At 59.2% G+C, this 26735-nt stretch carries 22 protein-coding genes and 5 pseudogenes; 6 read left to right on the plus strand and 21 right to left on the minus strand.

What is annotated here, in order from left to right:
* Positions 1–175: 175 nt before the first annotated feature.
* Positions 176–583, plus strand: a complete 408-nt coding sequence (locus N2602_RS32955; protein ID WP_260380727.1) for a nuclear transport factor 2 family protein — start codon at positions 176–178, stop codon at positions 581–583.
* Positions 584–695: 112 nt separating this feature from the next.
* Here the strand turns inward: N2602_RS32955 and tnpB (N2602_RS39055) are convergent, their stop codons facing one another.
* The 3 genes from tnpB (N2602_RS39055) to N2602_RS32965 form a co-directional block, all read right to left on the minus strand.
* Positions 696–1019, minus strand: a complete 324-nt coding sequence (tnpB, locus tag N2602_RS39055) for an IS66 family insertion sequence element accessory protein TnpB (RefSeq protein ID WP_409241857.1) — start codon at positions 1017–1019, stop codon at positions 696–698.
* A 381-nt stretch (positions 1020–1400) separates the two neighbouring features.
* The gene (locus tag N2602_RS32960; protein WP_260380728.1) at positions 1401–2660 is read right to left on the minus strand and encodes a Glu/Leu/Phe/Val dehydrogenase; all 1260 of its coding nucleotides are present in this window, start codon (positions 2658–2660) and stop codon (positions 1401–1403) included.
* Between the two features lie 236 nt (positions 2661–2896).
* A complete protein-coding gene (locus tag N2602_RS32965; protein WP_260380729.1) occupies positions 2897–3700 on the minus strand; it encodes an enoyl-CoA hydratase in 804 nt (267 codons plus the stop codon).
* Between the two features lie 612 nt (positions 3701–4312).
* On the opposite strand from N2602_RS32965, the gene N2602_RS32970 reads away from it, so the two are divergent.
* Positions 4313–4483, plus strand: coding sequence for a hypothetical protein (locus tag N2602_RS32970; RefSeq protein WP_260380730.1), 171 nt, complete (start codon positions 4313–4315; stop codon positions 4481–4483).
* 219 nt (positions 4484–4702) lie between these two features.
* On the opposite strand, the gene N2602_RS32975 is transcribed toward N2602_RS32970, so the two are convergent.
* From N2602_RS32975 to N2602_RS32985, 3 genes and pseudogenes are all read right to left on the minus strand, one after another.
* Entirely contained in the window at positions 4703–5770 is a 1068-nt protein-coding gene (locus tag N2602_RS32975) for an IS3 family transposase (protein WP_260380731.1), read from the minus strand.
* Positions 5737–5889 (minus strand): annotated as a pseudogene (locus N2602_RS32980) (transposase); the annotation flags it as partial. The gene N2602_RS32975 and the pseudogene N2602_RS32980, both read right to left, overlap by 34 nt.
* A gap of 247 nt (positions 5890–6136) precedes the next feature.
* Positions 6137–7669: a porin gene (locus tag N2602_RS32985; RefSeq protein ID WP_247293569.1), complete on the minus strand. Its 1533-nt coding sequence runs from the start codon at positions 7667–7669 to the stop codon at positions 6137–6139.
* Between the two features lie 478 nt (positions 7670–8147).
* On the opposite strand from N2602_RS32985, the gene N2602_RS32990 reads away from it, so the two are divergent.
* Entirely contained in the window at positions 8148–8630 is a 483-nt protein-coding gene (locus N2602_RS32990) for a MarR family transcriptional regulator (protein WP_311739364.1), read from the plus strand.
* 295 nt (positions 8631–8925) lie between these two features.
* Here N2602_RS32990 and N2602_RS32995 read toward each other — a convergent pair whose 3' ends face one another.
* From N2602_RS32995 to N2602_RS33015, 5 genes are all read right to left on the minus strand, one after another.
* The gene (locus N2602_RS32995; protein WP_260380733.1) at positions 8926–9996 is read right to left on the minus strand and encodes a S9 family peptidase; all 1071 of its coding nucleotides are present in this window, start codon (positions 9994–9996) and stop codon (positions 8926–8928) included.
* A gap of 329 nt (positions 9997–10325) precedes the next feature.
* Positions 10326–12104, minus strand: coding sequence for an ABC transporter permease subunit (locus N2602_RS33000; RefSeq protein WP_260380734.1), 1779 nt, complete (start codon positions 12102–12104; stop codon positions 10326–10328).
* A 22-nt stretch (positions 12105–12126) separates the two neighbouring features.
* Entirely contained in the window at positions 12127–13272 is a 1146-nt protein-coding gene (locus N2602_RS33005; RefSeq protein ID WP_260380735.1) for an ABC transporter ATP-binding protein, read from the minus strand.
* A gap of 79 nt (positions 13273–13351) precedes the next feature.
* Positions 13352–14458 carry an ABC transporter substrate-binding protein gene (locus N2602_RS33010; protein WP_247293560.1) on the minus strand — a complete coding sequence of 369 codons (1107 nt, stop codon included), beginning with the start codon at positions 14456–14458 and terminating at the stop codon, positions 13352–13354.
* A 160-nt stretch (positions 14459–14618) separates the two neighbouring features.
* Positions 14619–14843: a hypothetical protein gene (locus N2602_RS33015; RefSeq protein ID WP_260380736.1), complete on the minus strand. Its 225-nt coding sequence runs from the start codon at positions 14841–14843 to the stop codon at positions 14619–14621.
* 1127 nt (positions 14844–15970) lie between these two features.
* On the opposite strand from N2602_RS33015, the gene N2602_RS38830 reads away from it, so the two are divergent.
* A complete protein-coding gene (locus tag N2602_RS38830) occupies positions 15971–16384 on the plus strand; it encodes a hypothetical protein (protein ID WP_311738707.1) in 414 nt (137 codons plus the stop codon).
* Positions 16385–16827: 443 nt separating this feature from the next.
* On the opposite strand, the gene N2602_RS33025 is transcribed toward N2602_RS38830, so the two are convergent.
* The 7 genes and pseudogenes from N2602_RS33025 to N2602_RS33055 all read right to left on the minus strand — a co-directional run.
* Positions 16828–17958, minus strand: coding sequence for a M20/M25/M40 family metallo-hydrolase (locus tag N2602_RS33025; RefSeq protein ID WP_260383766.1), 1131 nt, complete (start codon positions 17956–17958; stop codon positions 16828–16830).
* Between the two features lie 298 nt (positions 17959–18256).
* Positions 18257–18639: pseudogene (locus tag N2602_RS33030) on the minus strand (hypothetical protein); the annotation flags it as partial.
* 38 nt (positions 18640–18677) lie between these two features.
* Positions 18678–19277 (minus strand): UPF0149 family protein, encoded by a 600-nt coding sequence (locus tag N2602_RS33035; RefSeq protein ID WP_260380738.1) that lies wholly within the window; start codon positions 19275–19277, stop codon positions 18678–18680.
* Positions 19278–19324: 47 nt separating this feature from the next.
* Positions 19325–20875 (minus strand): IS66 family transposase, encoded by a 1551-nt coding sequence (gene tnpC, locus N2602_RS33040; RefSeq protein ID WP_260380739.1) that lies wholly within the window; start codon positions 20873–20875, stop codon positions 19325–19327.
* 50 nt (positions 20876–20925) lie between these two features.
* Entirely contained in the window at positions 20926–21282 is a 357-nt protein-coding gene (gene tnpB, locus N2602_RS33045) for an IS66 family insertion sequence element accessory protein TnpB (RefSeq protein WP_260380740.1), read from the minus strand.
* Positions 21279–21749 carry an IS66-like element accessory protein TnpA gene (tnpA, locus tag N2602_RS39060; RefSeq protein WP_409241858.1) on the minus strand — a complete coding sequence of 157 codons (471 nt, stop codon included), beginning with the start codon at positions 21747–21749 and terminating at the stop codon, positions 21279–21281. Before tnpA ends, tnpB (N2602_RS33045) begins: the two co-directional genes overlap by 4 nt.
* Positions 21750–21832: 83 nt before the next feature.
* Positions 21833–22946: pseudogene (locus N2602_RS33055) on the minus strand (ISNCY family transposase); the annotation flags it as partial.
* Positions 22947–23076: 130 nt separating this feature from the next.
* On the opposite strand from N2602_RS33055, the pseudogene N2602_RS33060 reads away from it, so the two are divergent.
* Positions 23077–23257 (plus strand): annotated as a pseudogene (locus tag N2602_RS33060) (IS701 family transposase); the annotation flags it as partial.
* Positions 23258–23815: 558 nt separating this feature from the next.
* Here the strand turns inward: N2602_RS33060 and N2602_RS33065 are convergent.
* The 3 genes and pseudogenes from N2602_RS33065 to N2602_RS33075 form a co-directional block, all read right to left on the minus strand.
* Positions 23816–25384, minus strand: coding sequence for an amidase (locus N2602_RS33065; protein WP_260380741.1), 1569 nt, complete (start codon positions 25382–25384; stop codon positions 23816–23818).
* Positions 25385–25449: 65 nt separating this feature from the next.
* A complete protein-coding gene (locus N2602_RS33070) occupies positions 25450–25707 on the minus strand; it encodes a hypothetical protein (protein WP_260380742.1) in 258 nt (85 codons plus the stop codon).
* A gap of 123 nt (positions 25708–25830) precedes the next feature.
* Positions 25831–26094: pseudogene (locus N2602_RS33075) on the minus strand (hypothetical protein); the annotation flags it as partial.
* A gap of 248 nt (positions 26095–26342) precedes the next feature.
* Here N2602_RS33075 and N2602_RS33080 point away from each other — a divergent pair.
* Positions 26343–26684 (plus strand): transposase, encoded by a 342-nt coding sequence (locus tag N2602_RS33080; RefSeq protein WP_260380743.1) that lies wholly within the window; start codon positions 26343–26345, stop codon positions 26682–26684.
* Positions 26685–26735: the final 51 nt, after the last annotated feature.

Here is a 26735-nt window from a genome sequence, read left to right on the forward strand (position 1 = left end):
GCGAACGCGAAATTAAATGTGTGTTCGCGACAAGAGTATCGAATAGAATGAAAGCGAGGCTTTCTTCATACAAGCGCTCTTCGTTTAGCGAAGGTTTTTAGTTTAAGTCCAAAGAGCTCGCGAAAAGCCGAGATTCTTGGAAGAAACGTTATCGTGAAAGTGAAGGGACGATAGGATGATAGAACGTAGCCATTCTGATGAAAGCGCCGCCACGATAAGAGAGCTTCGTAGCCTATCAAATGTGGCGATCGCATCGCGTGAAATACAAGATATTCTCGCAATTATGCATGAAGACATTAAGGTCATCACGAGTTATGGAAAAGTTCATGATGGGGTAGGAGATGCAGGTCAAGCTTTCGCGAAGGCTTTCGCTGATCCAGATTTTGTGACTTACCTGAGGCAGCCTCTTTCTATAGACGTGCAAGGCTTGGAAGCTGCTGAAGTAGGCAATTGGAGCGGGGAGTGGAAGAAAGAAAAGATTGGGGGCACTTATCTGGCGCGTTGGAGTCGCGGAGCTAAAGGATGGCTTGTTGTCGCGGAACTTTTTATACCATCGGCTCGCACAAGCTTAGGTTTATCCTGACTAAGAACAACTAGTTGTCCTGAGTCACAAGTTCGCAATCATAGATTCGCATTAGAGTCGCGTCGCCGTGCCAAGAATGGAGGCAAACAGCGACGGGGTCTGCAGTGGCGGTCTATCGCAACCTGCTACCTTGATTCTGAGCGGTGAGAGCGTGCCGAACTGACCCGGCTGACGATGCGGCGGAAGACGGCGCAGGCGCTGGCTCTGAGAGCCCAGATCCTGCTGGCCTGCGGAAAAGGCGGTCAGAACAAAGAAGTGATGCCCTCCAGCATGTAGCCAAGCTGAGCAGCTGAGCTGGGGTGATTGTCACCACGCGATCAGCGGACGAGGGCCACAGGAATCGGCCGCGCTTCCAGCCGCTCGCATAAAGCGACCTACCCAGTCCATCATGCAAAAGGATCTTGATCAGCAAACTCGATCTCGATTGACCCGCCACTGCTGGCGCTGGACAGGGCGACCGGCCCAGATTCCGTGACCACCATCAATGAGGGTGAAACGCCATACCGCCACGCTGTAGCCGCGACTTGGGCGCGGCGCCTGTAAGCTTTCCAGGGCGATCTTGAGCTTCTCATCCTCGGACCAGCGCCGCCGCCGGCCCACGTCCACCACTTCACGCCGTTCGACTCGGGCACTGCGCCTATAACCTTTCCATAGTCAAATAGTCAACCATGTATTGCGAAATGGGCCTGCGGCGTCAGCTGCTCGATAGGCCGGCCATTCTTATCCACTCTCTTTATGACTTTGACAGCCTTCAGGTCGGACTATTAGTTGAAGCTAAGCCATCTAAGGAGATGCTTTGGACTGGCAAGGGATGATGCTACGGAAACAGCCCTCGTGTCTCCTTTGCACCACGTACGCGCTCCACACCTATCGCCATGGCCGCGGTGCGGTTGAACACCTTGTCTTGCTTGCTTCTCGCCAGGACGCGCTCGAAGGCACGATCCAGGACTTGATACTCCCGCCGCATGACTTCGTCCTCTTCCCAGAACAATCGCTGGAGATCCTGCACCCATTCGAAGTAGCTCACCACCACTCCTCCCGAGTTGCACAAGATGTCGGGAATGAGGAAGAGCTCGCCTTGACGTTGTTCCAAGACCAGATCGGCTTCGGGAGTGGTGGGGCCATTGGCTCCCTCGGCGAGTATCCGGCACCGCAGATCAGCGGCAAGTTTCGCATCGATGACTCGTTCTACTGCAGCTGGAACGAGTACATCACAAGGGATGGTCAGCATCTCTGCAGGGTCAAATCCGAGTTCGTTGGAATACCCCGCTAAGCTTCCTCGTAGGGAGCCGTGTCTGACCAGCTGTAGAATGTCGAGCCCTGAAGATCGATAGAGTGCGCCTGTGTGGTCGCTGACTGCAATCACTTTGACACCCATATTGTGCAACTCGAGTGCAGCAATCGAACCGACGTTGCCAAACCCTTGCACGACAGCCGTCGCGCCACCCAGATGTACCTTGATCTCGTCTGCGGCTTTGCGGACCAAATGGGCGACGCCCCTTCCGGTGGCCTCCCGACGCCCTAACGTTCCGCCGGCGCTGACGGGTTTTCCGGTCACGATCTCGGTGACCGTCTGCCCCTGATACATCGAGTATGTGTCCATGAACCACGCCATGATCTGCTCGTTTGTACCCATGTCCGGCGCCATGACGTCAGTGTGAGGGCCGACAAAGGGGATCATTTCCTGCATGTAACGACGCGACAGCGCTTCAAGTTCGCGCCTCGACAAGGTCGAGGGATCGACACTAATGCCGCCTTTGGCGCCGCCGTAAGGAAGTCCCACCAAGGCACATTTCCAGCTCATCCACACGGCGAGCGCCGCCACCTCGCCGAGGTCAACGCTCGGCGCGAACCTGGTCCCGCCTTTTGTCGGGCCGAGTGTGAGATGGTGCTGCACACGATAGCCCTCGAAAACGGCGGTGGTGCCATCATCACGATGGATCGGACAGGAGACAGTGACCGCGCGTTTCGGCATTAGCAGCCGCGCCCTAGCGTCTTCGGGTATGGACAGATATTCCGCGATCACCTCGAATTGCTTGGCGGCCATTTCGAAGACAGGTCCACTGTAGGCGGTCACGATAGCTCCTTACTTGGTTGTGAATCAGCAGGTGTTTGGCGCCACACCTTGATTGAGTGCGGGCTCGACGGGGTTTCCAGACGGTCCTTCATGAAGCAGGATTAAGGATGCGTTCCGTTGCTTGTCGCAAACCACAATGCCGAGAAGCGTGCTGTCGCACCGAGGGATCTTCCGAATACCCGGTTCACTGTCGCTGCAGACGCCAGCGCTTTGTGCCTCAAGCTCCGGCATGGTCACTATTTGCGTGATGCATCCTTGCCGCGGGAGATTCCAGAGGCGATGCCTTGATCTCGCATCCGGCTGTACTCATCCGTAACATGAGACAGTTGATGAGTGTCGAAATGGCTCTGAAGTGAGGTTCGGAAGCCTTGAATGTCCGCAACTCGCTTCAACGAACGCTTAAGTAGCCTGGCCGCGAAAGGGTATGCGGCGACAGCTTTCTCGGCGAGCTCGGTTGTCTCCGCCTCTAGCCGCTCTCGATCGACGAGACGGTTGATCATGCCAATGCGATAAGCCTCTTCGGCAGACAGGCGCCGCCCCGTTAACAAGAACTCATGCGCCATGCGCAACCCCATGACCCAGGGGTGGACCAGGACTTCGACCGCCGCCGTGGCGAGACTCTGACACACCGGATCGGCGAAAAAGGCGTCGTTAGAAGCCACAACCATGTCGCACATGTTGGCGACCATGAAGCCGCCAGCAACACAAGCCCCTTGAACCGAGGCGATTGTTGGTTTGGGACAATCCCAAATCCGAAGCGCATAGTCGAAGTAACGCCTTTCCTCATAGGCGTAGCGTTGCTCAACCGTGAAAGCTGCGCGCGTTGCCTGCGCCTCCTTCAGATCATGACCGGCGGAAAAGTGATCACCTTTGCCCGCGAAGACGATCGCCCTGATCGCATCGTCCCGGACCGCGTCCGTCAGCGCCGAATCCATCTCATCGAGGAGCTGGCAGCTCTCCGCATTCCGAACCTGCGGCCGGTTGTGAAAAATCCAAGAAATATTGCCACGCCGTTCAACTGCAACGGTCTCGAAGTTCATACTAGTTCACCCGTGTCGGTTCACGAAAACGATTCACTTAAGCTCGGACGGACGAGCGCGCCTCCACCGCCCCCTGCGAGGCGCACGCATCGAGCGTAGGGTCAGCTTGGTTGCGTCAAGATCTGAGATTCTCGATGAGTTCACCGACAGAACTCAAGAAATGCTCAAAGACTGATGAGATGAAATCAATGTCCGCTCGATGGTGACGCGTGTAGTGCCGTCGGGGAAGACGCGCAGGGCGCGGGCGAAAGCCTCCCGTGAACGGAGACCGATGGAGTTGTGGCCTTCAGAAGCTGCGCGTTGCGGCATGATTTCTCCAGCGTTCAAGTCGGTTGTGTATCGCTCGGCATGCCTTGGTGTACCGCAGTCGGCGTATCCGCCGATATCTGATGGCTTCCGAGAAGCGCATGTCGTCAATCGACGAACATTCCTTTGGGTCGGATTAGCTCGGCCAGACAAATGCTGGCGTAAGGTCGATGGTCTCAGAGTCCATGCAAGCGCTCCTTGCTCAACAGGTCATGCCCGAGTCGTCGCTGAGTGAACCAGTGGTCGGGAAGTGTTATTGCCGAGTGTAACCGCAATCCGATCTAGAATAATGCAACCAGACGGGGCTTGGCGCTTGAAGTCTGCGAGAAAACCGCATTTCTTAAAGATTTCAGCTATGAGGATCGCTCGCCGTCCGATGTCCTTCCCAATTGGACTCTAGGTGAAGAGGCAAACCCGCAAACCGGCTGCTCAATTGAGCGCTTCGCATTGGAGAGCGCTGGCTTCCTGCTGTGGTGATACTGGGCTGTCATGATCATCGCTCCTTCTCGAGCGACTAGCGGACCGCTTTCCCCTTCGACTTTGCATCGGGGGATCCAGGCGGTAGCAGGGCGATGCAGAGCAAATCCTTTGGGGGCATCGGCCCTTATCGGATGTAGTCGGAGTTTCTATCTAAAAACCAGCACGGGTCATGTCCCGCTGCGGGCCTCCGAGGCACGCTGACCTGCCCCTGAATTTTCATCCAGCGGCAGTTAGAGTCTCGGGGTTTTGTACGCCAAGTGGCGCGGGTGGAGCAACGGACGATCGGCGGAGCTGGTCGGGGTTGCGCAGCCGATCGTCCGTTGCGGTGAGGTGGGCGGCGTAGGCTGCCGGGGTGAGGTAGTTCAGCGACGAGTGAGGACGCTGGAGATTGTAGTCGGCGACCCAATTGGCGATCTTGGCGCGGGCGTCATCGAGATCAAAGAACAGGGTCTCGTTGAGCAACTCGTCGCGCATCCGGCCATTGAAACTCTCGGCGAAGCCGTTCTGCATCGGCTTTCCCGGTGCGATGAAGTGCCAATCGATGGCTGCGTCCTTGCACCAAGAGAGCATGGCGTTGCAGGTGAACTCGGTGCCATGGTCGGACACGATCATTCCTGGCTTGCCGCGTCGCTCGACGATTGCCGTCAGTTCGCGGGCCACGCGCCGACCCGAGATCGACGTCTCCGGAATCGCGCCCAGGCATTCCTTGGTGACGTCGTCGACGATGTTGAGGATGCGAAAGCGTCGGCCATTGGCGAACTGGTCGTGGACGAAGTCCAGCGACCAGCGCGCGTTCGGCCTCGCCTCGACCAGGATCGGGGCACGGGTCCCCACGGCCTTGCGGCGAGCCCGCCGCTTGCGGACGGTGAGCCCTTCCTCGCGATAAAGCCGGTAGATCCGGTTGATCCCCGATGGCTCGCCCTCCCGCCGCAGCAGGACGAACAGCCGGCGGTAGCCAAAACGTCGCCGCTCGCTGGCGAGATCGCGCAATCGGCCACGCAGAACTGCGTCCGGCGGGCGGCTGGAGCGATAGCGGATCATCTTCCGATCCGCCCCGATGATCGAGCAGGCCCGCCGTTCCGACAGGCTCATGACGGCCTGCAGATGCGCGACCGCAGCGCGCTTGGCGGCGGGCCCTACCATTTTTTTGAAAGCAGCTCGCGAAGGGCGGCCGCGTCGAGCATCTGCTCGGCCAGAAGCTTCTTCAGCTTCGCGTTCTCCTCCTCCAGGGCCCTCAGCCGCTTCGCCTCGGAAACGTCCATGCCGCCGAATCTGGCCTTCCAATTGTAGATCGTCGCCTCGGAAACACCGTGCTTGCGAGCCAGGTCGGCTGTCTTCGCCCCGGCCTCATGCTCCTTCAACAGCGCGATAATCTGCTCTTCCGTGAACCTTGCTCGCTTCATCTGTCCGTCCTTCTTCGGGCCGGACTCTAACTCTTTCTGGAGGAAATACGCAGTGGCAGGTCAACGCCAGTCGGAGTGCTTTGCTCGCCTACGCAAGTTCGCGCAGGACGCCCGGGGGATTGATTTTCACGTTCCGCAATTACAATTCGCACCAAATCAAAGGCCTCCGGCGGGCATGCCGGAGGCCTTCTTGGAGGTTAACCTAAATTGATAGAGCCACTTCTCCTTTGCTGGTGCGTTAGAAGACTTAGAAATTGCGCTGCGCGCGGAACATCACCTGCAGGCTGCTCTGATCCTTCAGCTCGTAGGTAGCCGCAGGCTTGGCGATGCCAGCCTGCACCGGCAAAGCGACCGTGCTTCCGCCGGCATACTTCTGGTCAAGCATCGTGTAAGCGAGTTCGGTCGTGAAGGTCAGGTTTTTGACGGGATTCCAGCGCGTCGCCACGCCAACAACCGAGTAGTTGAAGTCGGGATTGCAACCAGCAAGGCCGCTCGACAACGCAAGCGTCGCAACGAACGCGCCGCAGATGTAGCCCTTGGCTGTACCGTTGTAGCGCACGGCACCAAAGCCACCGAAGATGGCGCTGTTCCAATACGGGTTCCAGTTGTGGGTGTACGCGCCATTGAAGCCGTATGTCGTCGTCAATTGCTGGCCAGCGCCGGCAACGAACACAGAGTCAACGACGCCAGCGAGACCGAGGCTCTGGTAAGCCCCCCCCAATCCCGTGCCGCCGTAGATCGCATAAGTGAACGGCGTATATGACTGGAAGTTGTAAATGCTCGCGCCGTTCGTGTAGACACCCTGGAGGTTGATGGTGTCGCCAGCGCCGGTCGGAATATTCTTGATTGACAGCGCAAGCTGACCAGCCCAGCCCCACTTGTCGCCCGGATGCCCGGTCGTTTCATCGACCCCATAATAACCAGCGTGATTGTCATGCGCGGCGACCGACGCCTGGAAAAGGCCCCAAGCCTGGTCGACCCGCAGCATGGCTACGAGATCGGGAGCGCGCGAGCCGCCGGTGTCGTACGCCCCGTAAGTGCCCGTTGCAAGGCCTGCAGCAGTCGCACCGCTCACGTTCCAGATGCCAGTTGTACGTTGAACCTGATCCTCGGCCGAGAATGAAGCCGTGATGCCCTGGCCGAAGTCAGCGGTATAGGCGAATTGGTTGACGGCCTCCCAGCCTCCGCCGCCAGGCATGCCATCGAAAGAGTTACCAGGATAGTTGGTCCAAGGCGAGGAGAACTGCGACTGCGCTCTGCCGAAGGTGAAGCCGGCAAACTGCATGAAGGCGTAGTACACGGAGAGTGAACCACCAGAAATCATGCCGCTGCCACTGCCGGCGGGATTGCTTCCGGAGTAGGCAGTCGCGCCATTGATCGCGGTGCTCCCGGCTCCGCTATAACCGCCCGCCGTCCAGGTGAAGGCCAATTCTGCGTAGGTGCGAAGGACACCATACTCCGTGGCTGTGCGCGTATCGGTGCTAAAGTCGAAACGAGATTGCGCCGTGTAGTAGTTGCTCAGGCGGTTGTGTGCGCCTGCGACACCACTAGCCGCCGCACCCCAGACGCTGTTCGTGCCCAGTTGGGTCGAAGCGCGCACGTAACCACCGAACTTGATGCACGTGTCGGTGCCAGGGATGTAATAGAATCCGGCGCCATACAGCGAGCAGATTTTCACGTACTCAACCGCCTTGGCCTTCACGGGAAGATCGGCGGCCTGTGCCCCGGCGCCAGCAAACATTGCGGCCGAACCGAGGATAAAGCTCTTCATCAATTTCATGTTGAACCTCCAAGTTGGAAACGTCGTTTCCGTCCTTCAAAGATCCGCCCCTGCTCGCCTCACCTACTGGCGGGTGCTTGACGGACGACGTCGAGGCGCCCCCTCTCCGTCAGCCCATGGTCTAATTGGTCGCATCAATTTCTGCAATTAATTAATTAATGAAAGCATTGTTTGGCTGTCAACTGTGGCATTTCAGCGACACAGCTCATTCTGCAGTGCGACATTAGGGAGTTTCGCGAAACAAAGAACCTCCGGGGGGCATCCCGGAGGTTCCTCCTTGGAGATTTTACATGATCGCTGAAGAGCCCCTCAAACGATCTAAGCAGAGCACTAGCAAAATTAGTTACATATATCAATTGATTTTTTACATGGCATCCATACCCAATGGAGCCTTTCAGGGGCGCCTGAACCCAGATACGAAGGGGAAATGTCACGCAGCGACTTACAGGGAGTCGCTGGGTTTGGCGGGGCAATCAACATGGCTGAAAAACAAACAATCGACAGGGCCGTCAGGGACTTCATCTGGAACGTTGTCGAGATCCATTCCCAAATCGAGGAAATACATAAGAGTTGGGCGGAGCTACTGGGCTTGACCGAGCCACAGTGGCTGATCCTCATGGCTATCGACGAACTCGACCAAGGTCGCGGTGTCTCGGGGATAGCAGTTGCAAGCAAACTCCGAATTCATCCCGCGTTCGTTACCAACCAAACGAAAAAGCTAGAGGTGATGGAGTTTCTGGCGCGCGAGCCGTCGCCAGATGATGCAAGGTTCGTTCAAATGTCCCTGACTGAGAAGGCGCGAGCAGAAATCTCAAAGCTGTCGAGCAAGAGGGAAGCCCTGAACTCCGCGCTGTTGGAGGGGCTGGACCAGGCGTCGCTAGACTACCTCAACAAGCGGCTGACCTCGATCGCGAAGAATAGCCGAATGGCATCTCAAAAACTGAGTATTGGCGCATTGTAGGCCTGAAAGGGTGACAGCCTCATCCAGCCTGGCCGTATCCATCACTTGCTCCCGACCAAGGTGGACAGATTCACTTGCCAACGCTGGCGGCGGGCGTCGAGCGCGCACTTGAGTCCATTTTGGCAGGACCCATCGATTGAACTTCTCCAGGCCGCATCGCCCCCCCCTCGGCACCACTGCACAGGCCCCATCTAAACCCGCAAGACAATCGATTTCGCCTACGATCCGTCGATCAGAGACAACTAGGACTTAATGAGAGCTCCTGCGAAAAGATCGGGAGAGAACCGAATCGCCGCTAGCCTATGATTCGCCCTGAAGTTGATTTTCGTGCGAGCTTCTGCTCCAGCCACCTGAAGATGCAGTCATCTGAGCTAACGAAGTTGTCAACCTCCTCGCCCAGGCCTCCTCGCATGAGTTGCGGCATGACCAAGTCCACGTCGATGCGCGCCGCCATGCAAACAGTTTGCAGTTTGATCGCCTCGGACACGCTGACGACGCCGCGCCCACCGGCTACCACGAGTATTGGACAATTCGGCAGTCGAGCCAAGCGTGAGCGATGCCCCGACACCATATCCCTGTCTGCGCCGTCATCGGTCGACGTCATCCAATCGATGGAGCTCAGGGAGCGCGTCCAATTCCAAATGCCACCATCACAAACCGCCGCGACAATGCGGCGATCGTGGGCGGCAAAATCAGTAACTAAAGAGGCCGATAACCCGTCTCCATAAATGCCGATCCGACCACTATCAACGTCAGGCCGAACCGACAAAAGGTCCAAACAATGGGACAATACGATTTCGGATCCACCGCGTGCGTGATTTGCGATGTTCTCGTGGGAGACAACCAAGACGGATATCCCCCGGCCAACCACCACAGGCAAGAGCCTGCCTAGCAATGTCACTCCCTCCTCTTCTTCATTGCTGACGCAAATGGCCGCCGGCGCGCGCGAGTTGGGAGTTCCAGCAGGCAGATAGTAGGCGATAAACTCCCCCAGATCACCACACGCGATCTGTACGCTTTCCACCTCATGACCAAAGGATAGTCCGATCCTCTGAAGGCCAGCTTCGACTTTGGCTGAAACGTCCGCCCGTCGCGGATCATCGTCCGCGACTAGCCTCCTGGCGACCTCGAAGGCAGTGAGCGCGCAAAGCCAAGCCTGCGTGGCTTCATCGTATTTCTTTTTGGTTATGTTGAGGTCAGCAAGACGGCAGTAGGCATCGCCGGTCCCAGCCCAGGTTGCGCCCCAGTTCTGCCGAGCCAATTGGGCGCGATCATCCTCTGGCAGTAGACCATCCAGGAACGCCGAAGCGTTTTGTCGTACGGACTCAAGATCGCCCCTGACGTGAGACCAAGCACCAAACTCCATCGATTTGCCCCTCGGTGAAGATCTTTACCCCTGCACAGCCCGCACCCGTCATTCAGCTGATCCTATGGAGATCGACTTTTTGTTTAGAGAATTGCTTCTCAGAGGCGTGTTGTCTTCATCTCCTTGTAATAAATTTACCAAGAACTGGGCGCCGAAATCTCCCCATGGAGAGGCGTTCAACTTAGAAATTCCGTGTCCGAACGGGGCTGTACGAGCTTTTTCTGCGCGTCGGCCCATTCGGCTTGGAGAAGCACGAAATGCGATAGGAGGAACTGGCGCAACCCAAGGGACCAGCAGGTGTTTAAAGAGCGATCTGGGAGGTTAGCCGTTTAAGCAGCGGTTTCTAGAACGACGCCAGCAACTTTCGGCCTTGACCTCCACCAAGTAACGTACAAAACGATTAGCCAAACCACAGGCAGAAGCACGAGCATCGATGCTATCGCGGCAATCGTCGGGTCGATCTCATGCCGCATGTTTTCCCACATTTTCAAAGGCAGCGTGCGGATCGAGAATCCGCTAACCAGTGACGTTTTGACGACTTCGTCGAAAGAGTGAAGAAAAGCAAACAGGGCACCGCCGATAATGCCGGGCCGCACCAACGGCAGCGTCACTCTCGTAAACGTTCGAAATGGATTGGCCCGCATACTCTTTGCCGCCAGCTCCAAACGTCGGTCGAAATTTGCTAGAGTCGCCGAGACGATCACGACTACATAGGCGGTAGCACCGATGCTGTGCGTCAGGATGATTCCGGTCTTCGTACCTATGAGTCCAAACTTGAGCAGTCCTAGATAGGCTCCAATACCAACAACGATGCTTGGAATGGTGATCGGGGTGAGGATCGCCATTGTGATAATACTGCGTAGTCGAGGAAAGGTACGGCTGAGGCCATAGGCCGCGAGCGTGCCGACGATTGTTGACAGGAAGGCGACCGCCACAGCGATCTGAATGCTGGTCCAGGCAGCTTCAGTCCAGGAGGACGTGTTGAAGAAAGAGCGGTACCACTGGAGTGAAAGAGCTGATGGCGGAAATTGCAGCGAGGGTCCGGCGCTAAACGACATGACAATGACCACAACGCTCGGAAACAGCAGGTAAAACATGACAAGCGCAACAAAGGCCGCGCCGACCGTTCTCCACGAGCCACTGTTATCGGCTGCTTGGTACAGCGTCGCGGCCCACCGCTTCGCCCGATAACGACCGGCAAACTCATTGAGATGCTGCCCAGGAGAGCCGAGTGAGCGCCACCAGTTCTGTGGAGACTTCCATACTGGTTTCGGCGCCCGACCTTGAGCGCCGGCCAGATCCAGTCCGAAAATCGCGAGCATAACTCCGGCCAGTCCCAGCAGAATGAACGCTGAGGCAGCAATACGCGCGAGATCAAAAGAGTTATCGACTTGAGCCGCAATGAAAGTTGACAACATGGCGTCGCCTAACCCGCCTAGCGCGGCTGGCGTTACGTAGAAGCCAAGGCAGAGGACGAAGACCAGCAACGAGCCACTGCGAACGCCGGGCAAGCTAAGCGGGAAAAAGACCCGCCAGAAGGCGGCGAAGGGGCGTGCACCCATGCTACGGGCTGCTGCTGCGAGTGACTTGTCGATTCCCAGCATGACACTCACTAAGGGGAGCACCATGACCGGGAGCATGATGTGGACCATGCCGATGTAGACGGCCAGGCGATTGTAAATGAGAGGTATGGGGCTAGAGATGAGCCCGAGATCGAGCAGCAGATTATTGATCAGGCCTCGATCGCCAAGGATTACGATCCAGGCGTAAGTGCGCACCAGAAAACTGGTGAGGTAGGGAATTACGACGAGTACCAGAAGCACCATGCGCACGCGCTTCGAGGCAGCCGCGACCAGATATGCCGTGGGATATCCTATAAGGACGCAGATCGCTGTAGCAACGACGCTCACCTCAATCGTCTGCAAGAGCACACGAACATTCGCTGCGCGGCTGAAGAAGGCCTCGTAATTAATGAGCGAGATGGTCGGCGCATTGAGGCTGGTCAGAAATAGCAGAACGGCCGGCAGACCAAAAACAGCAAGCAGAATGGCCAAAGCGGGAACGGTAAGCGCAATGGACATCCGGCCAAGCTTATGAAGAACGTTCATGAACCGTCTCCTTTGTGGCGTCCTACGCAGCAACGAATCGCACATCGGAACGCAGCCATTCAAGTCGCACCTCCTCGCCTGGTTGCAAGGCCGGTCGTCCCGACACGACGTGCTCACGCGCGACAAGCATGGTGCTGCCGACACGCACGTGATATTTTCGCAGTGGACCCGCATAGATCATGTTTTCCACGATCCCGATGACGGCCTGGCGCAGATCCGCGTCGACCCGCTTAGGCGCATCGAGTGCGGCGACGCAGATTCGCTCCGGCCGAATCATGGCAATAGTGTCGGACGGTTGCGTGGCCTCGGATTCGATCATGAAACCAGGGTTCTCAAGAATGTTCGCCTCGCCCAAAAACTTCGCTACGAACTGCGTTGCCGGCCGGTCGTAGATTGCCTCGGGTGTATCAGTCTGTTCGATCGCGCCGGCGCGCATCACAACGATACGATCCGATAGCGTGAGCGCTTCGTCCTGGTCGTGCGTCACGCAGACAGTGGTGATACCAAATTCCTTGTGGAGGCTCTTGATCTCGCTCTGCATCTGTTCGCGCAGGTTGCGATCCAGTGCGCCGAGCGGCTCATCGAGCAGAAGGATCGGCGGGTCAGCTATCAGGGCGCGAGCCAACGCCACACGCTGTTGCTGGCCTCCGCTCAGTTGCGACGGCATGCGGTCCTCGAGACCGCTGAGATGCACGCGCGAGAGAATTCGATCCACACGCGCCGTCCTCTCGGCAGCTTTCATGCCACGCATTTCGAGCGGAAATTCAAGATTGCGGCGTACGTTGAGGTGCGGAAACAGGGCATAGCTTTGAAAGACAATGCCCTGATCGCGGCGGTACGAGGGAACGGCGGCGACGGATTTTCCAGCGATGAAGATGTCGCCTTGACTTGGCGCCTGGAAGCCGGCCAGCAGCATCAGAGTGGTCGTCTTACCCGAACCACTTGGACCAAGAATGGTCAAGAACTCGCCGCGGGAAACGCTCAACGAGAGGTCCTTGACTGCAGCAACCGATCCGTAATTCTTGGTGACGTTCCGAAACTCGATTTGTGCGAGAGCCACGTCCTTCTCCTTCGCTTCATTGTCGGCAATGGAGGCGGAACTGTTGACAGCCACGCTCGCAAAACCATTAGCAGGTTGCTGATTGATGAAAGCCAAGGCGTTCGACATGGCGGCTCCTTCAACACATGGAACTGCCCGGCGACCGATGCATCCGGTCGCCGTGGCAGTGGTTTCAAGACTTTCAGGCTCAGCTAAGAATCCAATCGTTCCAGCGTTCGCGGAGCCGATCGGAATTGGTCTTTCCATCCGCCCCTTTCTGGCTATACCATTGCCCATTCATGACAATGCCGGTCTTCAAGTAGTCGGGATGGCTCGGGAGTTTACGCGCTAGCTCTTCCGGCAGCAGCTTGAACGCGTTTCGATTGGTCGGGCCTTCCGGCCACAAGCGAGCCAATGCAGCTTGGCGTTCCCCCCGGGTGGCGAATTCAATGAATTTTTGCGCCTTCTCAGCATTCGGGCTACCCTTGGGGATAGCCCAACTATCCCACTGCAGCTTGGACTGCGTCCGGTTCATTTCCATCGGCGCGCCTCTCGAAATCACCACCCCCGTTCGCCCGCTATAGGACTGCATAAGGTCGGCCGCCTTATCGGTCATGATCTGCTGGATCTCGGAGCCGACGGTCCACCATTTACGAATATGCGGTTTGATCTTGTCTAAACTTGCGAAGATCCGATCGATGTCCATTGGATAGATCTTGTCTGGAGCCACGCCATCCGCCAACAGTGCCTCCTCCCAAGGGCCCTCGCCACCGCCCCGGCCAGAGACCATTGACCGGACGCCCGGGAATTTTTTGACGTCCCAGAACTCAGCCCACGTGGTCGGGCGCGGCTTGTCCGCGGGGAATTTTTCGGTATTGTAGACCATGACATAAGAAAAGATCAGCTGCCCCACTCCAAAAGGGTGCTTGACGAATTCGAAGAGACCGTCCAGCTCGTCCTTCTTGAACTTTGAATAGTCAATCGGCTCAAGGAGGCCTCTTTCGCTCCCGATGATAACAGAGCCTTGAGTGATCGGAGCGACGTCAACAGTAACGGTTTTTGAGTTCACCATGAGCTCAAGCTGCGCGAAGGTGATCTGGTCGGTGATCGGGGTGACCTTGATTCCCGTCTCTGCTTCGAACGGCTTTACGAAGGTCTCGATGTATGCCTTCGCGATGTCGCCACCGTAGACGACGACCCGCAGCTCATCCGTATTTGCCGCCAGCGCGCCGCCGGCTGTGGAATTCATGGCACCTGCCAACAGGGCGGAGGAGCCGGCCTGGAGGACTCGCCGGCGGTTCATCAAAAGGCTCATGGTTCACTCCCTTCTGGTTGCGATTGTGTAACATTTCGGCGGCTATTATCGTTGTGAGAACTTTAACGGCGCTTCAACGCCGATTTTCTCCGATTTGAGGGGCGATTCGGCTCGAATCTTGCGGCCATCTGGAGGAATGCGAATCTTTCGAGCTTGCAACTCAAGCCGAACCGGCGCGGCTCCAGTCGCTCGAAACCGCTAGGCTAAATCGCCCGGACAGCCTCAGCTGCGCAATTTTGTTTTCATCATAGCCAAGCTTGCCGGCCAGCACACCTTGCGTGTTCTCGCCGCGCAGCGGCAGGCTGCGGTATTCAGTGATCGGTGTCTCCGAGAAGGTCAGCGCGTTGCTGATCGAGGCCAGCTCGGATTCAAAGTTGTGCTTCACAACACCCGCATGCCGCGCTCGACGACGTGCGGATCCACGAACACCTGGTGAAAGTCGTTTCCCGGACCACAAGGGACACCGGCCTTCTCCAGCTCGTGGAGCCAATGCGCGCCGTATTTTTTGATAGAAGATCAGCAAAGCTCGCCATGATTTCCTCCACGTTGGCGACGCGATCGTTGTTCTTCAGGAAATTTTGGGTCGGTAGCGAGTTCAGATGCCTCGAGAGCGGCGCATGCCCGGCAGACTGATTGTCATTGCCGACCAGCAGGCATCATCTCGCCGGCCGCCCAGCGAAACGTGCCGACTGGCAACGCACCATTGCTCTATACCCTGAATAAGGCGATGTTCGGCAAGATTGCCGTTTGTCGCGGTCCAATTTCGAGTGAATGCTGGCGTCCCTGCGACCCGTCTCTCGCGGGAATGATTGTCGGTGTCCCTTGGCTCTGAGGCTGCGTCGCGCGCGCATTCAAACTCTCTAGGGAGTTGCCCTGCCAACGCGCAAGACGGTGCGATCTTGCCAAGCGACGTGGCGCGAAGTAACTGGTGGTAAGCACGCCGTCAGATTTCCCACTAACCGGCCTCCCATCGCGCGAGATCGTCGTAGCCTTCCGTTCGCGTGAAGAATTTCGGCCGCCAGTCCCCGACATTGAAGACTTCGGTTCACCGGCGGTGAACCTCGCCAGTACTCTTTCGCGCGAACGGATTGAGCACAGCTGGGATTGCGCAGCATCTCTGCGTACTTGCTTCGGATTGGCTCGATTTGCGCAGAATTTCTCAAGCCGGCGACGCGTATCTGGCGGAATTCTTCCCCAAAATTGCGCTAACCTGCCCCTATGATATCGCAAGATCAACCCTCGCTGGGCGTACTGCTGCTCGAACGCGGGGTGCAGCCCGTGCGCCCCAATCCGACGCCACTAGCCGGCTCACTGACAAATCCGGCCACGTTCAACTTTCCCGTCATCTCCGAAACGGTCGAGGGTGCGTGGGTGGAGAATGTCGTCCGGGGCGATCCGTCCCTTGAGGGACCCTACATCGCAGCCGCTCGTCGCCTAGTACACCGGGGCGCTGTCGCGATCAGCTCAAACTGCGGCTTCTCAATACGGCATCAAGCGGCTGCAGCTGCTTCAGTGACAGTGCCCGTGGTGATGTCGAGCCTCCTCTTATTACCGGCGTTGTTGCGCCAGCTGCCTGCGCCAGCGAAAATCGCGGTTCTGACGTATGACTCGACGCATTGCAGTGAGGATTTGCTCGGCATCAATGATCCAGTCACTCGCGCGAGAATCGTGATCGGCGGCATCGAAGGTGGTAAGTTCTGGCATGACGAGCTACAGCGTCCGGCACCGCCGGTGGACGTCGCCGCGATTGAAAAAGACGTCGCTGCTTGCGTAGCGCGCCTCCGTGAGGCGCATCCAGAGATCGCGGTCATCTTGTTTGAATGTGCCGGATTTCCGTTGGTCGCAGCTGCAATTCGCCGAATTTCGAGATTGCCCGTCTACGACATCACGAGCCTCTGCCGATTGACGATCGCCTCCGTCGCTTGATGGATTTGAGTGAGGTCGAGATCGGCCGTTACGAGCTTTGCTGATCGAAAGCGTATCCTCAGCGGCTTCCATCGAAGAAGGCCACCTCCCCGCAGCCTAATGCGCCAAGCTCGTAGAGCTTGTGGGCCGCACAAGCTTGGATCTGCAGCAGGTGATTTGGACTCATGTCTGCCCCACCTCACATTGGGGCTCGACCTTTCAGCGTCTGAATAGTCGAGGGAATGTTCCAGCCCTTGCCTTGGCTCTTAGAAACCGAGGCCCCATCAAGCTGCAGCATCGGAGCATCCTCAATCTCAAGCGTTTGGCACGGCCGCGGCCGAACACAAGGCCGACGCGCGTGAGCGAGACTGTGACAGAACTTGTTCAGCTTGTGTCTCGCGCCGACGCGGAAAACTGGTGTCTTAGAGTTGTTCTCTGCGCTCTATCAAACCACGGCGTAGCCGTCACTCCAGCGTCGCCAGTAGCCCCGCCATTAGCCGCCCGCGCTCCGCGAGACTGTCGACCTCGATGTGCTCTTCCAAAGTGTGGGCCTTGGCGCCACGCACGCCTAGGCCATCTAGAGTGGGAATGCCCAGTGCTCCCGTGAAGTTGCCGTCGGAACCGCCGCCGGCGCTGGCATGAGGCAACTCGGCGCCGAGTGCGTTGGCAATGCCGCGTGCATTCTCGTAGAGTGCCATGGTGCCGGCGTCGGGCTCCCAGACAGGACGGGTGACCCCGCGCGTCACCTTGAAGTCTACATCATTGGTTGTGCCCGACAGCGCCAGCATCTTCTCGACGCCGCTGTCGAGATCGGCCTGGCGCTTGGCCATCGACAGCGCCTCGCCGGTGCAGGTGGTTGCAACGCAATTGACCCATTTTCCACCATGCACGATGCCGACCGAGAAGGTGCAATCCTCTGTGGTCATTGCGTCGATCGCAAGAACCTGCCGCGCCATCTCGCGGATCGCAGAGCGGCCCGCCGATAGCGTTGCGCCGGCGTGGCTCGGCCGGCCCGTCGCTTCGAGGTTGAAGCGCGCGATTGCGTAACGCCCTGTGACGACACCATTGTCGGCCCGGCCGGGTTCGGGCACCAGCACGTATTTGTTACGCTTAGCCTCGGCCTCGATGATGTCGCGAGTTGACGGCGTGCCAACTTCTTCGTCAGGTGTGAACAGCACCGTGATCGGCAGCGGCGTCATGAACGAGGCGCGGGCCAACTGTCTGATCGCCTCGAGCGAAAGATAATTCCCGCCCTTCATGTCGAAGATGCCCGGGCCGTAGCATTTGTTGCCCTCGCGGCGCCATTTCAGCTTCTCGATGGTGCCGACGGGATGCACGGTGTCCATGTGCCCCGCGATCAGGATGCCCGGCCCGCCTTGCTTGGGGTGCGGAAAGCGTGCGCGCACAACGGCGCCGAAGCCCTGCCGGCCCGCGATGCGCTCGACCTTCGCGCCTATGACCGCCATGTCGCGAGCTGCGATGTCTAGCATGCGGTTCACCGCGCACGCGTCCCAGGTCGGGCTTTCACACTCGACCCACTCGCGCAGCCCCTGTAGCATCTTTTCGGAGTTAAAGGGGAGATTGGCTGGATTCATAGCGAGCATTGTGCATTCCATATTGTGCAGCGCACCGCAATTGGCGTTTCGAAGAGCCCACATCATCTTCAAATCCGACCTCGGTCTCGCGCTCGGGTTTCAATACGGAACAGGCGAACCACGGCCGACGACGAGTAACAAGCCCTTTTCTTCGCGCAGGTAAGTTACTGATTTTGCTGGACCGGCAAGCACCGGTTTTCGCAATGTGCAACATCCAGAACAGCAGCAAGTTTGGCGACGAAGAGTTTCGTGCCGATCAACTAGCAAGCGGATTCGTCATCTGCCCTAGTTGAAGACGCTAATGTGAATGGATTTTACTCGGGTCGACGGTCAAATTCGGTCCCGGCCCTTTGTCACGCGCATTTTCGCTGCGGAGCTCTACTCGCTCAACGAACAATAACCCGTTCGCTTGCTCGCTGCGCCAGGATTTAAGCCGACGTTGAAGCGTTCGAAGAAGCTTGTTCGGATAGGCTCCAGGATATTCCACCTGCAACCGGGAGAGCAGTTCGCTACCAGTCCGCCAGGGCTCGGCTTCAAACCATTTTCGCAAATCTAGCGTTGCCCGGATGAGGGGGCGGGACGGCGCCCGCCTCTTTTCGGTTTCACGATTGGCCGATCCGTCTGTCGCATAGCTCCATCCTTCCAGGCGGTTCGTAGGCTTGCCAGGAAGAGATCGATCGTAAGCGGTACGAGAGGGCCACGGACTTGGCCCGGACGGCCTACGCGCCACGCTTGAAGCGCATAGGCATCCAGAACTGCCGCAAGGCTTCGACGGTTGCTGGAATGTCGCGCCAGGCGTTTTGGACGATGGGTTGTGTTCGCAGTGTGCGCCGGGCCGGGGGCAGCAAGGGCCGACCGGCGTCATCGATGCAATGGACCAGGATCGGCCGCAGCATAAGGTGTTCGGTTCCGTTCGGGGAGAGAAGCCGCGACCAGACGAGAAGCCGAAGCTTCATGACGGCGTAGAAGCCCATGCACCAAGGCTGCGGGTCGACGTCGCCGTCCGGCGATCGCACGAACAGCGGCTCGAAGCGCTCCGGTCTCGTCGACAGCGTCTCGCTGATCGCGTTGTGGCGCATCAGCGTGGCAGCGATCGCCGAGAACTCCTCGGTGTCGTGATTGAAGGCGTCGGGATCGACGCCGAGGAGCGGGCACACCCATTCCTCGGAGGCCATCGAGACCGGCCCGGCGACGACAGCGGCCACTGCGCCGTCGAGCATAGAGAGCGACGTCGCCCGCGGATGCCGAAGCGTCGGCGACCTGGCGCGCTCGCTCATCCATTGCCCGAGCCGCTCGAATGACATGGCATAGTCCGCCATCGTCGTCTTGACCGGCTTACGCGTTACTCGCCGTTGCTTCCGCTTCGTCATGCCACGGCACGCTTTTCGGCTTCGCGCGCGGCCTTCCAGTTCCAGGCCAGAAGTTCGTGAAGCTGGTGGGTCTTCGTGGCGCCGTTCACCATGCGTTCGAGAACGTCGACGAGATAGGCCTCGGGGTCGAGGCCATTCAATTTGGCCGTGTTAAGAAGCGAAGCGAGTACCGCCCATGTCTCGCCCCCGCCTTCGTCGCCGCTGAACAACGAGTTCTTTTTTCCGATCGCAATCGGCCTGATCGATCGCTCGACCGTGTTGCTGTCCGGCTCGAGCCGCCCGTCATCCAGGAACGCCATCAGACCCTGCCAACGTTCGAGCATGTAATCGATCGCCTTGATGAGCGTCGAGCGGCGGGAGATCCCGTCCTTAACCGCGATCAGACGAGCCTTCAACGCCTCCATGAGCGGCTTCGTCTCGGCCCGTCGCACAGCGCGGCGTTCCCCGGCGCCGTGACCGCGGATCCTCTCCTCGATCGCGTAGACGGCTGCGATGCGCTCGATGACCTCCGCGGCGAGGGGTGAGTTCGTCGTCTTGTGCACCCTCACGAAGTTGCGGCGCGCGTGAACGAGACAATACGCCAGCTGGATCTTGCCCGACACCTTCGCGTCGCCCACCAGCGAGGCGTAGGCGGCATAGCCGTCGACTTGCAGCACGCCTTCGAAGCCGGCCAACTGCGCCACGATCTCCTTCTTGCCGCGACCGCCTGCGAACACATAGGCGACCGCCGGCGGCGCCGGCCCCTTCCACGCCCGATCGTCCGTCGCGTGCGCCCAGAACTGGCAGATCCTCGTGCGGCCGCGTCCCGGATCGAGAACTGGCATCGGCGTCTCGTCGCAGAACAGCCGCTCGAAGCCATGCATGGTCTTCAGTTGCAGATCGTAGAGGCCCCTGACCAGCCACGCCGCGCTCCCCATCCAGCGCGCCAGCGTCTGACGGTCGACGACGACACCCTGGCCCGCCAGGAGCTGCGTCTGGCGGTAGAGCGTCGATTGCCAGGCATATTTGGCCGCGGCGATATGCGCGATCAGCGCCGTCGTCGCCATGCCGCCCTCGACGAGCCGCGCCGGTGCCGGGGCCTGGACAATCGGGCCCTCACAGGAGCGGCAGGCGTATTTTGGACGGATCGTGCGGAGCACACGCAGCCACGCGGGAACCCGATCGAGCGCTTCGCTGCTCTCCTCGCCGATCCGATGCATCTGACCCGTGCAGCACGGGCACAGCGTGGACGCCGGCTCGATCACCCGCTCGACACGGGGCAGATGCGCCGGCAGCGCGCCGATGTTGCGCCTCGCTTTGCGCCGCTTCGGTCTCGGCGCGTCCGGTTTGTCGTCATTGGCCGGAGGCTGCGCGCCCGCGGTCCGTTCCAGATCGAGCGCGATCTGTTCAGCGCAGACGATTGCCGAGCGCTCCGATCGCGCGCCGAAGATCAGGCTCTTCAACGTGGCGATCTCTGCGCGCAGATCGTCGTTCTCGCCTTCGAAAGCCAGCACCATCTCGGCGAGAGCCGCAGGGTCAGAGGGGAGATCTTCAGGGCGAAGCGCCATATCGCAGAGCTACACGAACACACTCGCAATCGCCAGCAAAACAAGACGATTCAGGCAACTTTCGTCGGCCGCTTCGTCACCTTCGGGACCACACGCGACCACTCCGCAAGACCTTCAATCAGCATCGCCAGTTGCGCCCCCGTCACCGGCATCGTACCCTCGCGAACAGGTGGCCAGGCGAAGCCCCCATCCTCGAGCCACTTCGTCGCTAGAACCATTCCCGAGCCGTCAAAAACCAGTAGCTTCAAACGATCCGATCGCTTCGATCGGAAGACATAAACGTCGCCGCTGTAGGGCTTGCCGCCTAATCCCTCCGCTACCATCGCGACCAGGCCATGAACGCCTTTGCGAAAGTCAATCGGCTGCGTCGCGACAAACACACGGACCATTGGACCAAACGAGATCATTGCGTCGACCTCACCGCCGCCAGCACGCGCTCCAGCGTCGCGGCGTCGACGCCGACGGGCACGCGCACCGTCGCGCCCGCGATCATCACCTCGATCCGCTCGGCCGGACTCACCAGAACATGCGCCTTATCGATCGCGTTCGGCTGCGCCTCGACGGCGGCGTCGAGCCTGACTTGCACGAACTGCGGCGCTTCGCTCGACGCGAGCCGCGCTTGGCGCCGCCACACACTGAGCAGTCCCCGGTTGACCCCGTTGCGTCGCGCCACCTCGGAAATGCTCGTCTCCGGATCAGCGCTCTCGGCCACGATCCGCGCCTTCTCCGCATCGCTCCAACTGCGCCGTCGCCTCTCCCCCGTAATCACTTCGATCCGCTGATAGGAGGCGGCATCATGCCTGTCTTGATGTCTGTCTTGATGCATGGAATGAGCGTCCCTCACGTTGTCTATCCACGCACGAGTCTCGCTCATCTCGCCCACCTAAACGAGGTGGGGTCGTCGTACCGCTATCGATCGATCGATTGCAATGCCGCAGCAGGATGGGCGATTGGCTAGGTATCCGCGAGCGCCGCGAGGCGTTCCTGCGCGCCGAGGATGTCGCGCAACAACGCGACCGGGTCGAGAGCGGCATGGATTTCTTGGAGGTGGTGGCGAACCGCGTCGGGCGTGCGGGCGTCGGCGACAAGGCGCTGGTGTGGCGTCGCCGGCGCGCTGTATGTCTTGCGCACACGAGCGCCGTCGCGCTGCTTGGCTATCAATTTGAACGAGGGTTGAAAGAAGTTCACGAACAGCCGCGCCGATCGATAGAGTTCAGCCAGCAGCTTGGCCGCTTCCAGGCCCTCGAACCGACGATAGCCGACATCCTGCGCACGACGGCGCGGTTCTTCTGCTCGACGAACGCCTGGTCGTTCTTCCGGTAGGGCCGGCAACGCCTGAAGACGATGTTGGCCCCATCGCAGTAAGCTTTCAGCGTCTCATTCATGAACACGGTGTCATTGTCCGTATCGAGGCCGAGCAGCGCAAAGGGCAATTGTTTGCGCAATTCCGTCAACACCGTGCTCAACAGCGTTTGTTCGCGCACGATCAGAGGACCGCATTCCGTCCAGCCGGTAGCAATGTCGGTGAGCACGAGGGTCTGGATGAAGCTGCCGCGCGCCGATGGACCGCTATGCGCTGCAAGGTCAGCCTCGACAAACCCCGGCGCCGGATCGTTCCAATCTGCCGACGTCCGAATTGGAATACTGCGACGCAACGAGTGCGTCGCGTGCTGTCGGCGCTTGCGACCTAATCCTTCCCGGACCCGCGCCAATGCGCGGTCGATCGTCGCAGCGCTCATTGCCAAACGTTTGTCGCGGATCTCGGCCAAGGTGCCCGTGCCGTTCCATCGCCGCAATCAGCGCAGGCATCAACGCCTTCAGCCGCTTCCCGCAGATCCGGTCTGACGCCTCTCAAAGGAGCACGGGTGCGTTGTGTTATGCCTCATTATGGACCCGGCGTCACCCGCCGGCCTGGGCGCACGTCTTCCCGACCTCGAAGAAGCCGCATCGCATGCTTGCAATGGAATCCGGTGATGTCGACGAACTCGTCCAATATCCGCGCCTTCTTCGCGCGATCCGACGTCCGATAGCGCGCGTCTGCAGCCGCCGTCAGTTCCTTCCGCGTCGCCATGCTGAGCCACCCCGTCGTCGCCCCCGCTCGTTTCCGATCCAAGGGAGCAATTTACGTGAGGCAACGGCTTAGCATCCGGTAACAATTGAGGTGAGGCAATGCGCAGTCTCACTTTGATCGCCGCGCCGCACCAAAGCTTGCGACGAGAATGATCGCACGCGCGATAGCCGCGTCTGTACCATTCAAGTGGGTTGCCGGTGATACCGTCTACGGTGTCGGTAACGTCGAACAGCAACTACGTCGGGAAAGCAAAGGCTACGTGCTTGGGGTCAGCGGCGCTCATGTTTTTCGATCCTGGGGGAAGCGACCGCCGGTCGCCGGTGCGGCTGCAGACCTCGCCCGGACGCGGCGCTCATCCGACTGGAAGCGCACATGGTCCGACGCACGGATCGTCCTCTGTTGCGCGTGCGCGCTTGCATCCAGCGGGGCGTCCACAGATGGGCATGTGGGCAACGCCCTTCTGCGTTGACCACATGCCCACAGCAACAGCAGACAACGTTCTTGGCGGCGTGATAGAAAGGAAGTAGGAGCGGTCGGATTTCCCAACTGACAAACCGGCTCAAACGGTCCCGCTCCGCGGGTCCACTTCAATGCTGCGCAGCCGCAGCTGGATAGGCCTACGCCTCACTTGGGACGCCTTCAACCAGATCAAAGAACGGACAACGTTGCTGAAGCCTGAGCTGCGGCTCCCTTATCGGGAGCTGCAAGCGATTGCGGTGCTGTGAACCAACTGTCGAAAGCGTCGGTGCGGGAACTCCGCACGCCCCCGTTCTGTGGAACCGGGGGCGGGCAACCGCCTCCGGTGACCCGGTAAAAGCAAAATCGCCGCCCCACCCGACCACAATCATCGTCCGCCCTGGCTGGGCCTCCTATTTGTCGAGAGTGGGGCTTTTGCGATGTCGCGTTGCGCACTCATATGCGTATGCGTACGCCAATAGTTCGGCCTCACTCCACATTCTGCCCACAAAGATCAAGCCGAACGGTGAGCCCGACGCGTAGTAGCCCGCGGGAACAGTAACCCCCGGAAGACCAGCAATGTTAATTTCGTCGACCGTTGTCTCACAAATTCGCTTCTTGCCGTGCAGCGGCGGCAGCTCCTGAAGCATCTGCGGAAAGACGCAGGCGTCGAGGTGATAGCTCACAAGCACCTCATCGAATATCGTGAGATACTCCTCCTTGGCAGCGATGAACTCACTGATGTTTGGCGGTTGTGACGGGTTCTCCAGGATCCTCGCGAACTGCGGTAGATTATGCAGGGAGCGCAGCAGGCCCGTCGGCCCGAATGGGTTTTCCTTTTCGATTGCCTTAGCGAACTCCGCAAACGTCTTTAGGGCGGCGTTTGGGCCCAACCGCTCGAGGTATTTGTGAAGGTCGTAAGGAATGGACTCGAGGCCGCGCGCATCGTAATTCGCAGGCGGAGAAGACAGCTTGCGGAGGTCCGCAAAACCCGAACCGGCAAAGGGATCTTCGATCAGAACTGCGCCGAGTCCTTCTAGCTCTTCTTTTGCTCTGTCGTAGAGTTGTTCCGCCTCGGTTGAGAGGGGCTGATTGCGCCATCCGGTGCCGTAAAGAGCAAGCCGCTTGCCCTTGAGCCCATCCACGCCAAACTTAGAGGTGTAACCTCCCTTTGGCTTCTTGCCGATACCCGCGAGGGTCTTTGGATCCTCTGACGTGTAGCCGGCAAGCACATCTAGGCAAATGGCCGCGTCACGCACACATCGAGCAATGGGACCGACGACGTCCCGATTTCCCGATAGAGGCATAACGCCCGCGTTGGACACCAACCCGACAGTTGGTTTGACGCAGACAAGGTCCTGCGCCGAAGCGGGATTTTGGATCGAACCACCGGTCTCTTCAGCCAGGCCGAGCACAACCATAGCCGAGGCAACCGCAGACGCGGTGCCTGAACTGCTGCCGCCGGGTACGCGGTCGGGCATCGCGACATTTAGTGTCGGCCCGGCCCAACTGTCATTGGCGTGAGCACCACTCCAACTGAGGGGCGGAACGTTTGTCTTCCCGATGATCACGGCTCCGGCTTCCCGCAAGCGGGACACGACCGGAGCGTCACGCTCCGGCATAAGATCAACCCCGCCCATTTTCCCGCAAAGCAGCGACCATCCCGCCGTCGTGGGAAAGCCGGCTATATCGATAGTGTCCTTCACGACGACCGGAACGCCCGCCAATGGACCAAGGCACTCGCAAGCTGCACGGCGCCTATCGATTTCCTTCGCGTCGTCGACGGCCGACGGATTCAGAAAGATGATGGCGTTGTATTTCGCGTTGTACCGCTCGACCCTGTCGAGGCTCGCCTCGACCAACGATTGGGCCGTCCATTCTCCGCTTGCGAAAGCAGCTTGGACATCTCCGACAGTGAGGCTTGTAAGATCCGACGATTTAATGCTCGACGGTTTATTGCGGACAGTGGCGGGCTGACTCATCGATTGCTCCATTGTTGCTGCCGTCAGTGATCTCGGGCTTGTCGGCGAGCCTTGAGCATGGCTACTTAATTCTTCAGTGCTCGATGGACTGGCGCATACCGGTCCCACCATCGACCGTGCTCCAGGAGCCAATGACCGCCCGTCGAAGTGCGCAGGGGTAGGGGATCGCTTTCGATCTCCCCAAGAGCGACCAGATCGTCGTGCACGAGCCACAGCGCTTCGGGGCGAGATCGCGTCCGCCTGTCGACCACCGTCAGCAACCTGTCGGCCGGCAGCAGGATCTGCGACAGCCATCGATAGGCTCGCCGCGCGTTGGTCAGCATCTTGAAGCGCACCGATGATAAGTTTCAGCTCGAATAATTAGTACCGGCACGGGGACACTCTATTTGAGCAATATCGTCGGCCGCAGCGCAGTAATTCTGCGCCTGTGCATCGAGACATGCAGGCTATCGAGCTATGCGGGGTTTTGGGTGATGAGGTGATCTGGTGGCGTGGTTCGCCGGCATTTGGATGACCTCGATGCCGTCGTTGAACCTGACACCTGCGATCAGCTTCGGCAACTGATTTGTGCCTTTGAGCCGCCGTCAGGTCTTTGCTGCGGCCATGACCAGCTTAAACACCATTAGCCTGGCCGTGGTCGGCGACAACGAGCCCTTGGTGCGCACTGTCCTGTGCCGCACGGTCGCGAACACGCTCTCGATGGGGTTGGTAACCGGTATGAGATTTCTCGGTGCCAACGTTCCGCCGCGGTGTTCTACATCGTGGCGTATAGTGCGACCATCGGGACAGAGGCACCGGGAGCACGAAGGTGCGGGCAGGCCGATGCACACGATGAGCCGAGAGCTCGTGTTAGTAGCTGGCCGCCTCTGCGACTCGCCCGGTTGCGCCGTGAGCGCGAATCCGTAGTTGTCGTGTCGCCCGCCGCTCCCGCCATAACCAACGGAAGGGAGGAGCGCAGATGCGACGCGTGATTGGTATTGATGTTCACCGAACCTTCGGCGAGGTGGTAATCTGGGAAGACGGCATCCTTCGACATGCCGGCCGGGTCGACATGACCCGGACCGCCCTTGAAGGGATGGGCAAGAGTCTGCGGTCGACCGATGAAGTGGTGATCGAGGCGACCGGAAATAGCATGGCGGTGTCGCGGGTCCTAGCGCCATTCGTGGCGCGAGTGATTATCGCCAATCCGTTGGAGGTGAAGGCGGTCGCTCAGGCGCACGTCAAGACTGACAAGATCGATGCCGGTACACTCGCCAGCCCTGCAGGCGGCGGGTTACCTGCCGCAGATCTGGACGCCTGATGCGGAAACCGAACGCAAGCGCAGACTGGTGGCGCGGCGCCACCAGGTCGT

Source organism: Bradyrhizobium sp. NC92, from assembly GCF_025200865.1.
Lineage (GTDB): Bacteria > Pseudomonadota > Alphaproteobacteria > Rhizobiales > Xanthobacteraceae > Bradyrhizobium.

What these genes read in the sequence shown, in the direction of transcription:
- N2602_RS32955 (WP_260380727.1), top strand. Translation starts at nt 176, where the DNA reads ATGATAGAACGTAGCCATTCTGATGAAAGCGCCGCCACGATAAGAGAG.
- N2602_RS32965 (WP_260380729.1), bottom strand. Translation starts at nt 3,700, where the DNA reads ATGAACTTCGAGACCGTTGCAGTTGAACGGCGTGGCAATATTTCTTGG.
- N2602_RS32985 (WP_247293569.1), bottom strand. Translation starts at nt 7,669, where the DNA reads ATGAAATTGATGAAGAGCTTTATCCTCGGTTCGGCCGCAATGTTTGCT.
- N2602_RS32990 (WP_311739364.1), top strand. Translation starts at nt 8,148, where the DNA reads ATGGCTGAAAAACAAACAATCGACAGGGCCGTCAGGGACTTCATCTGG.
- N2602_RS32995 (WP_260380733.1), bottom strand. Translation starts at nt 9,996, where the DNA reads ATGGAGTTTGGTGCTTGGTCTCACGTCAGGGGCGATCTTGAGTCCGTA.
- N2602_RS33000 (WP_260380734.1), bottom strand. Translation starts at nt 12,104, where the DNA reads ATGAACGTTCTTCATAAGCTTGGCCGGATGTCCATTGCGCTTACCGTT.
- N2602_RS33005 (WP_260380735.1), bottom strand. Translation starts at nt 13,272, where the DNA reads ATGTCGAACGCCTTGGCTTTCATCAATCAGCAACCTGCTAATGGTTTT.
- N2602_RS33010 (WP_247293560.1), bottom strand. Translation starts at nt 14,458, where the DNA reads ATGAGCCTTTTGATGAACCGCCGGCGAGTCCTCCAGGCCGGCTCCTCC.
- N2602_RS33025 (WP_260383766.1), bottom strand. Translation starts at nt 17,958, where the DNA reads ATGAATCCAGCCAATCTCCCCTTTAACTCCGAAAAGATGCTACAGGGG.
- N2602_RS33035 (WP_260380738.1), bottom strand. Translation starts at nt 19,277, where the DNA reads ATGGCGGACTATGCCATGTCATTCGAGCGGCTCGGGCAATGGATGAGC.
- tnpC (WP_260380739.1), bottom strand. Translation starts at nt 20,875, where the DNA reads ATGGCGCTTCGCCCTGAAGATCTCCCCTCTGACCCTGCGGCTCTCGCC.
- tnpB (WP_260380740.1), bottom strand. Translation starts at nt 21,282, where the DNA reads ATGATCTCGTTTGGTCCAATGGTCCGTGTGTTTGTCGCGACGCAGCCG.
- tnpA (WP_409241858.1), bottom strand. Translation starts at nt 21,749, where the DNA reads ATGAGCGAGACTCGTGCGTGGATAGACAACGTGAGGGACGCTCATTCC.
- N2602_RS33065 (WP_260380741.1), bottom strand. Translation starts at nt 25,384, where the DNA reads ATGAGTCAGCCCGCCACTGTCCGCAATAAACCGTCGAGCATTAAATCG.
- N2602_RS33070 (WP_260380742.1), bottom strand. Translation starts at nt 25,707, where the DNA reads ATGCTGACCAACGCGCGGCGAGCCTATCGATGGCTGTCGCAGATCCTG.
- N2602_RS33080 (WP_260380743.1), top strand. Translation starts at nt 26,343, where the DNA reads ATGCGACGCGTGATTGGTATTGATGTTCACCGAACCTTCGGCGAGGTG.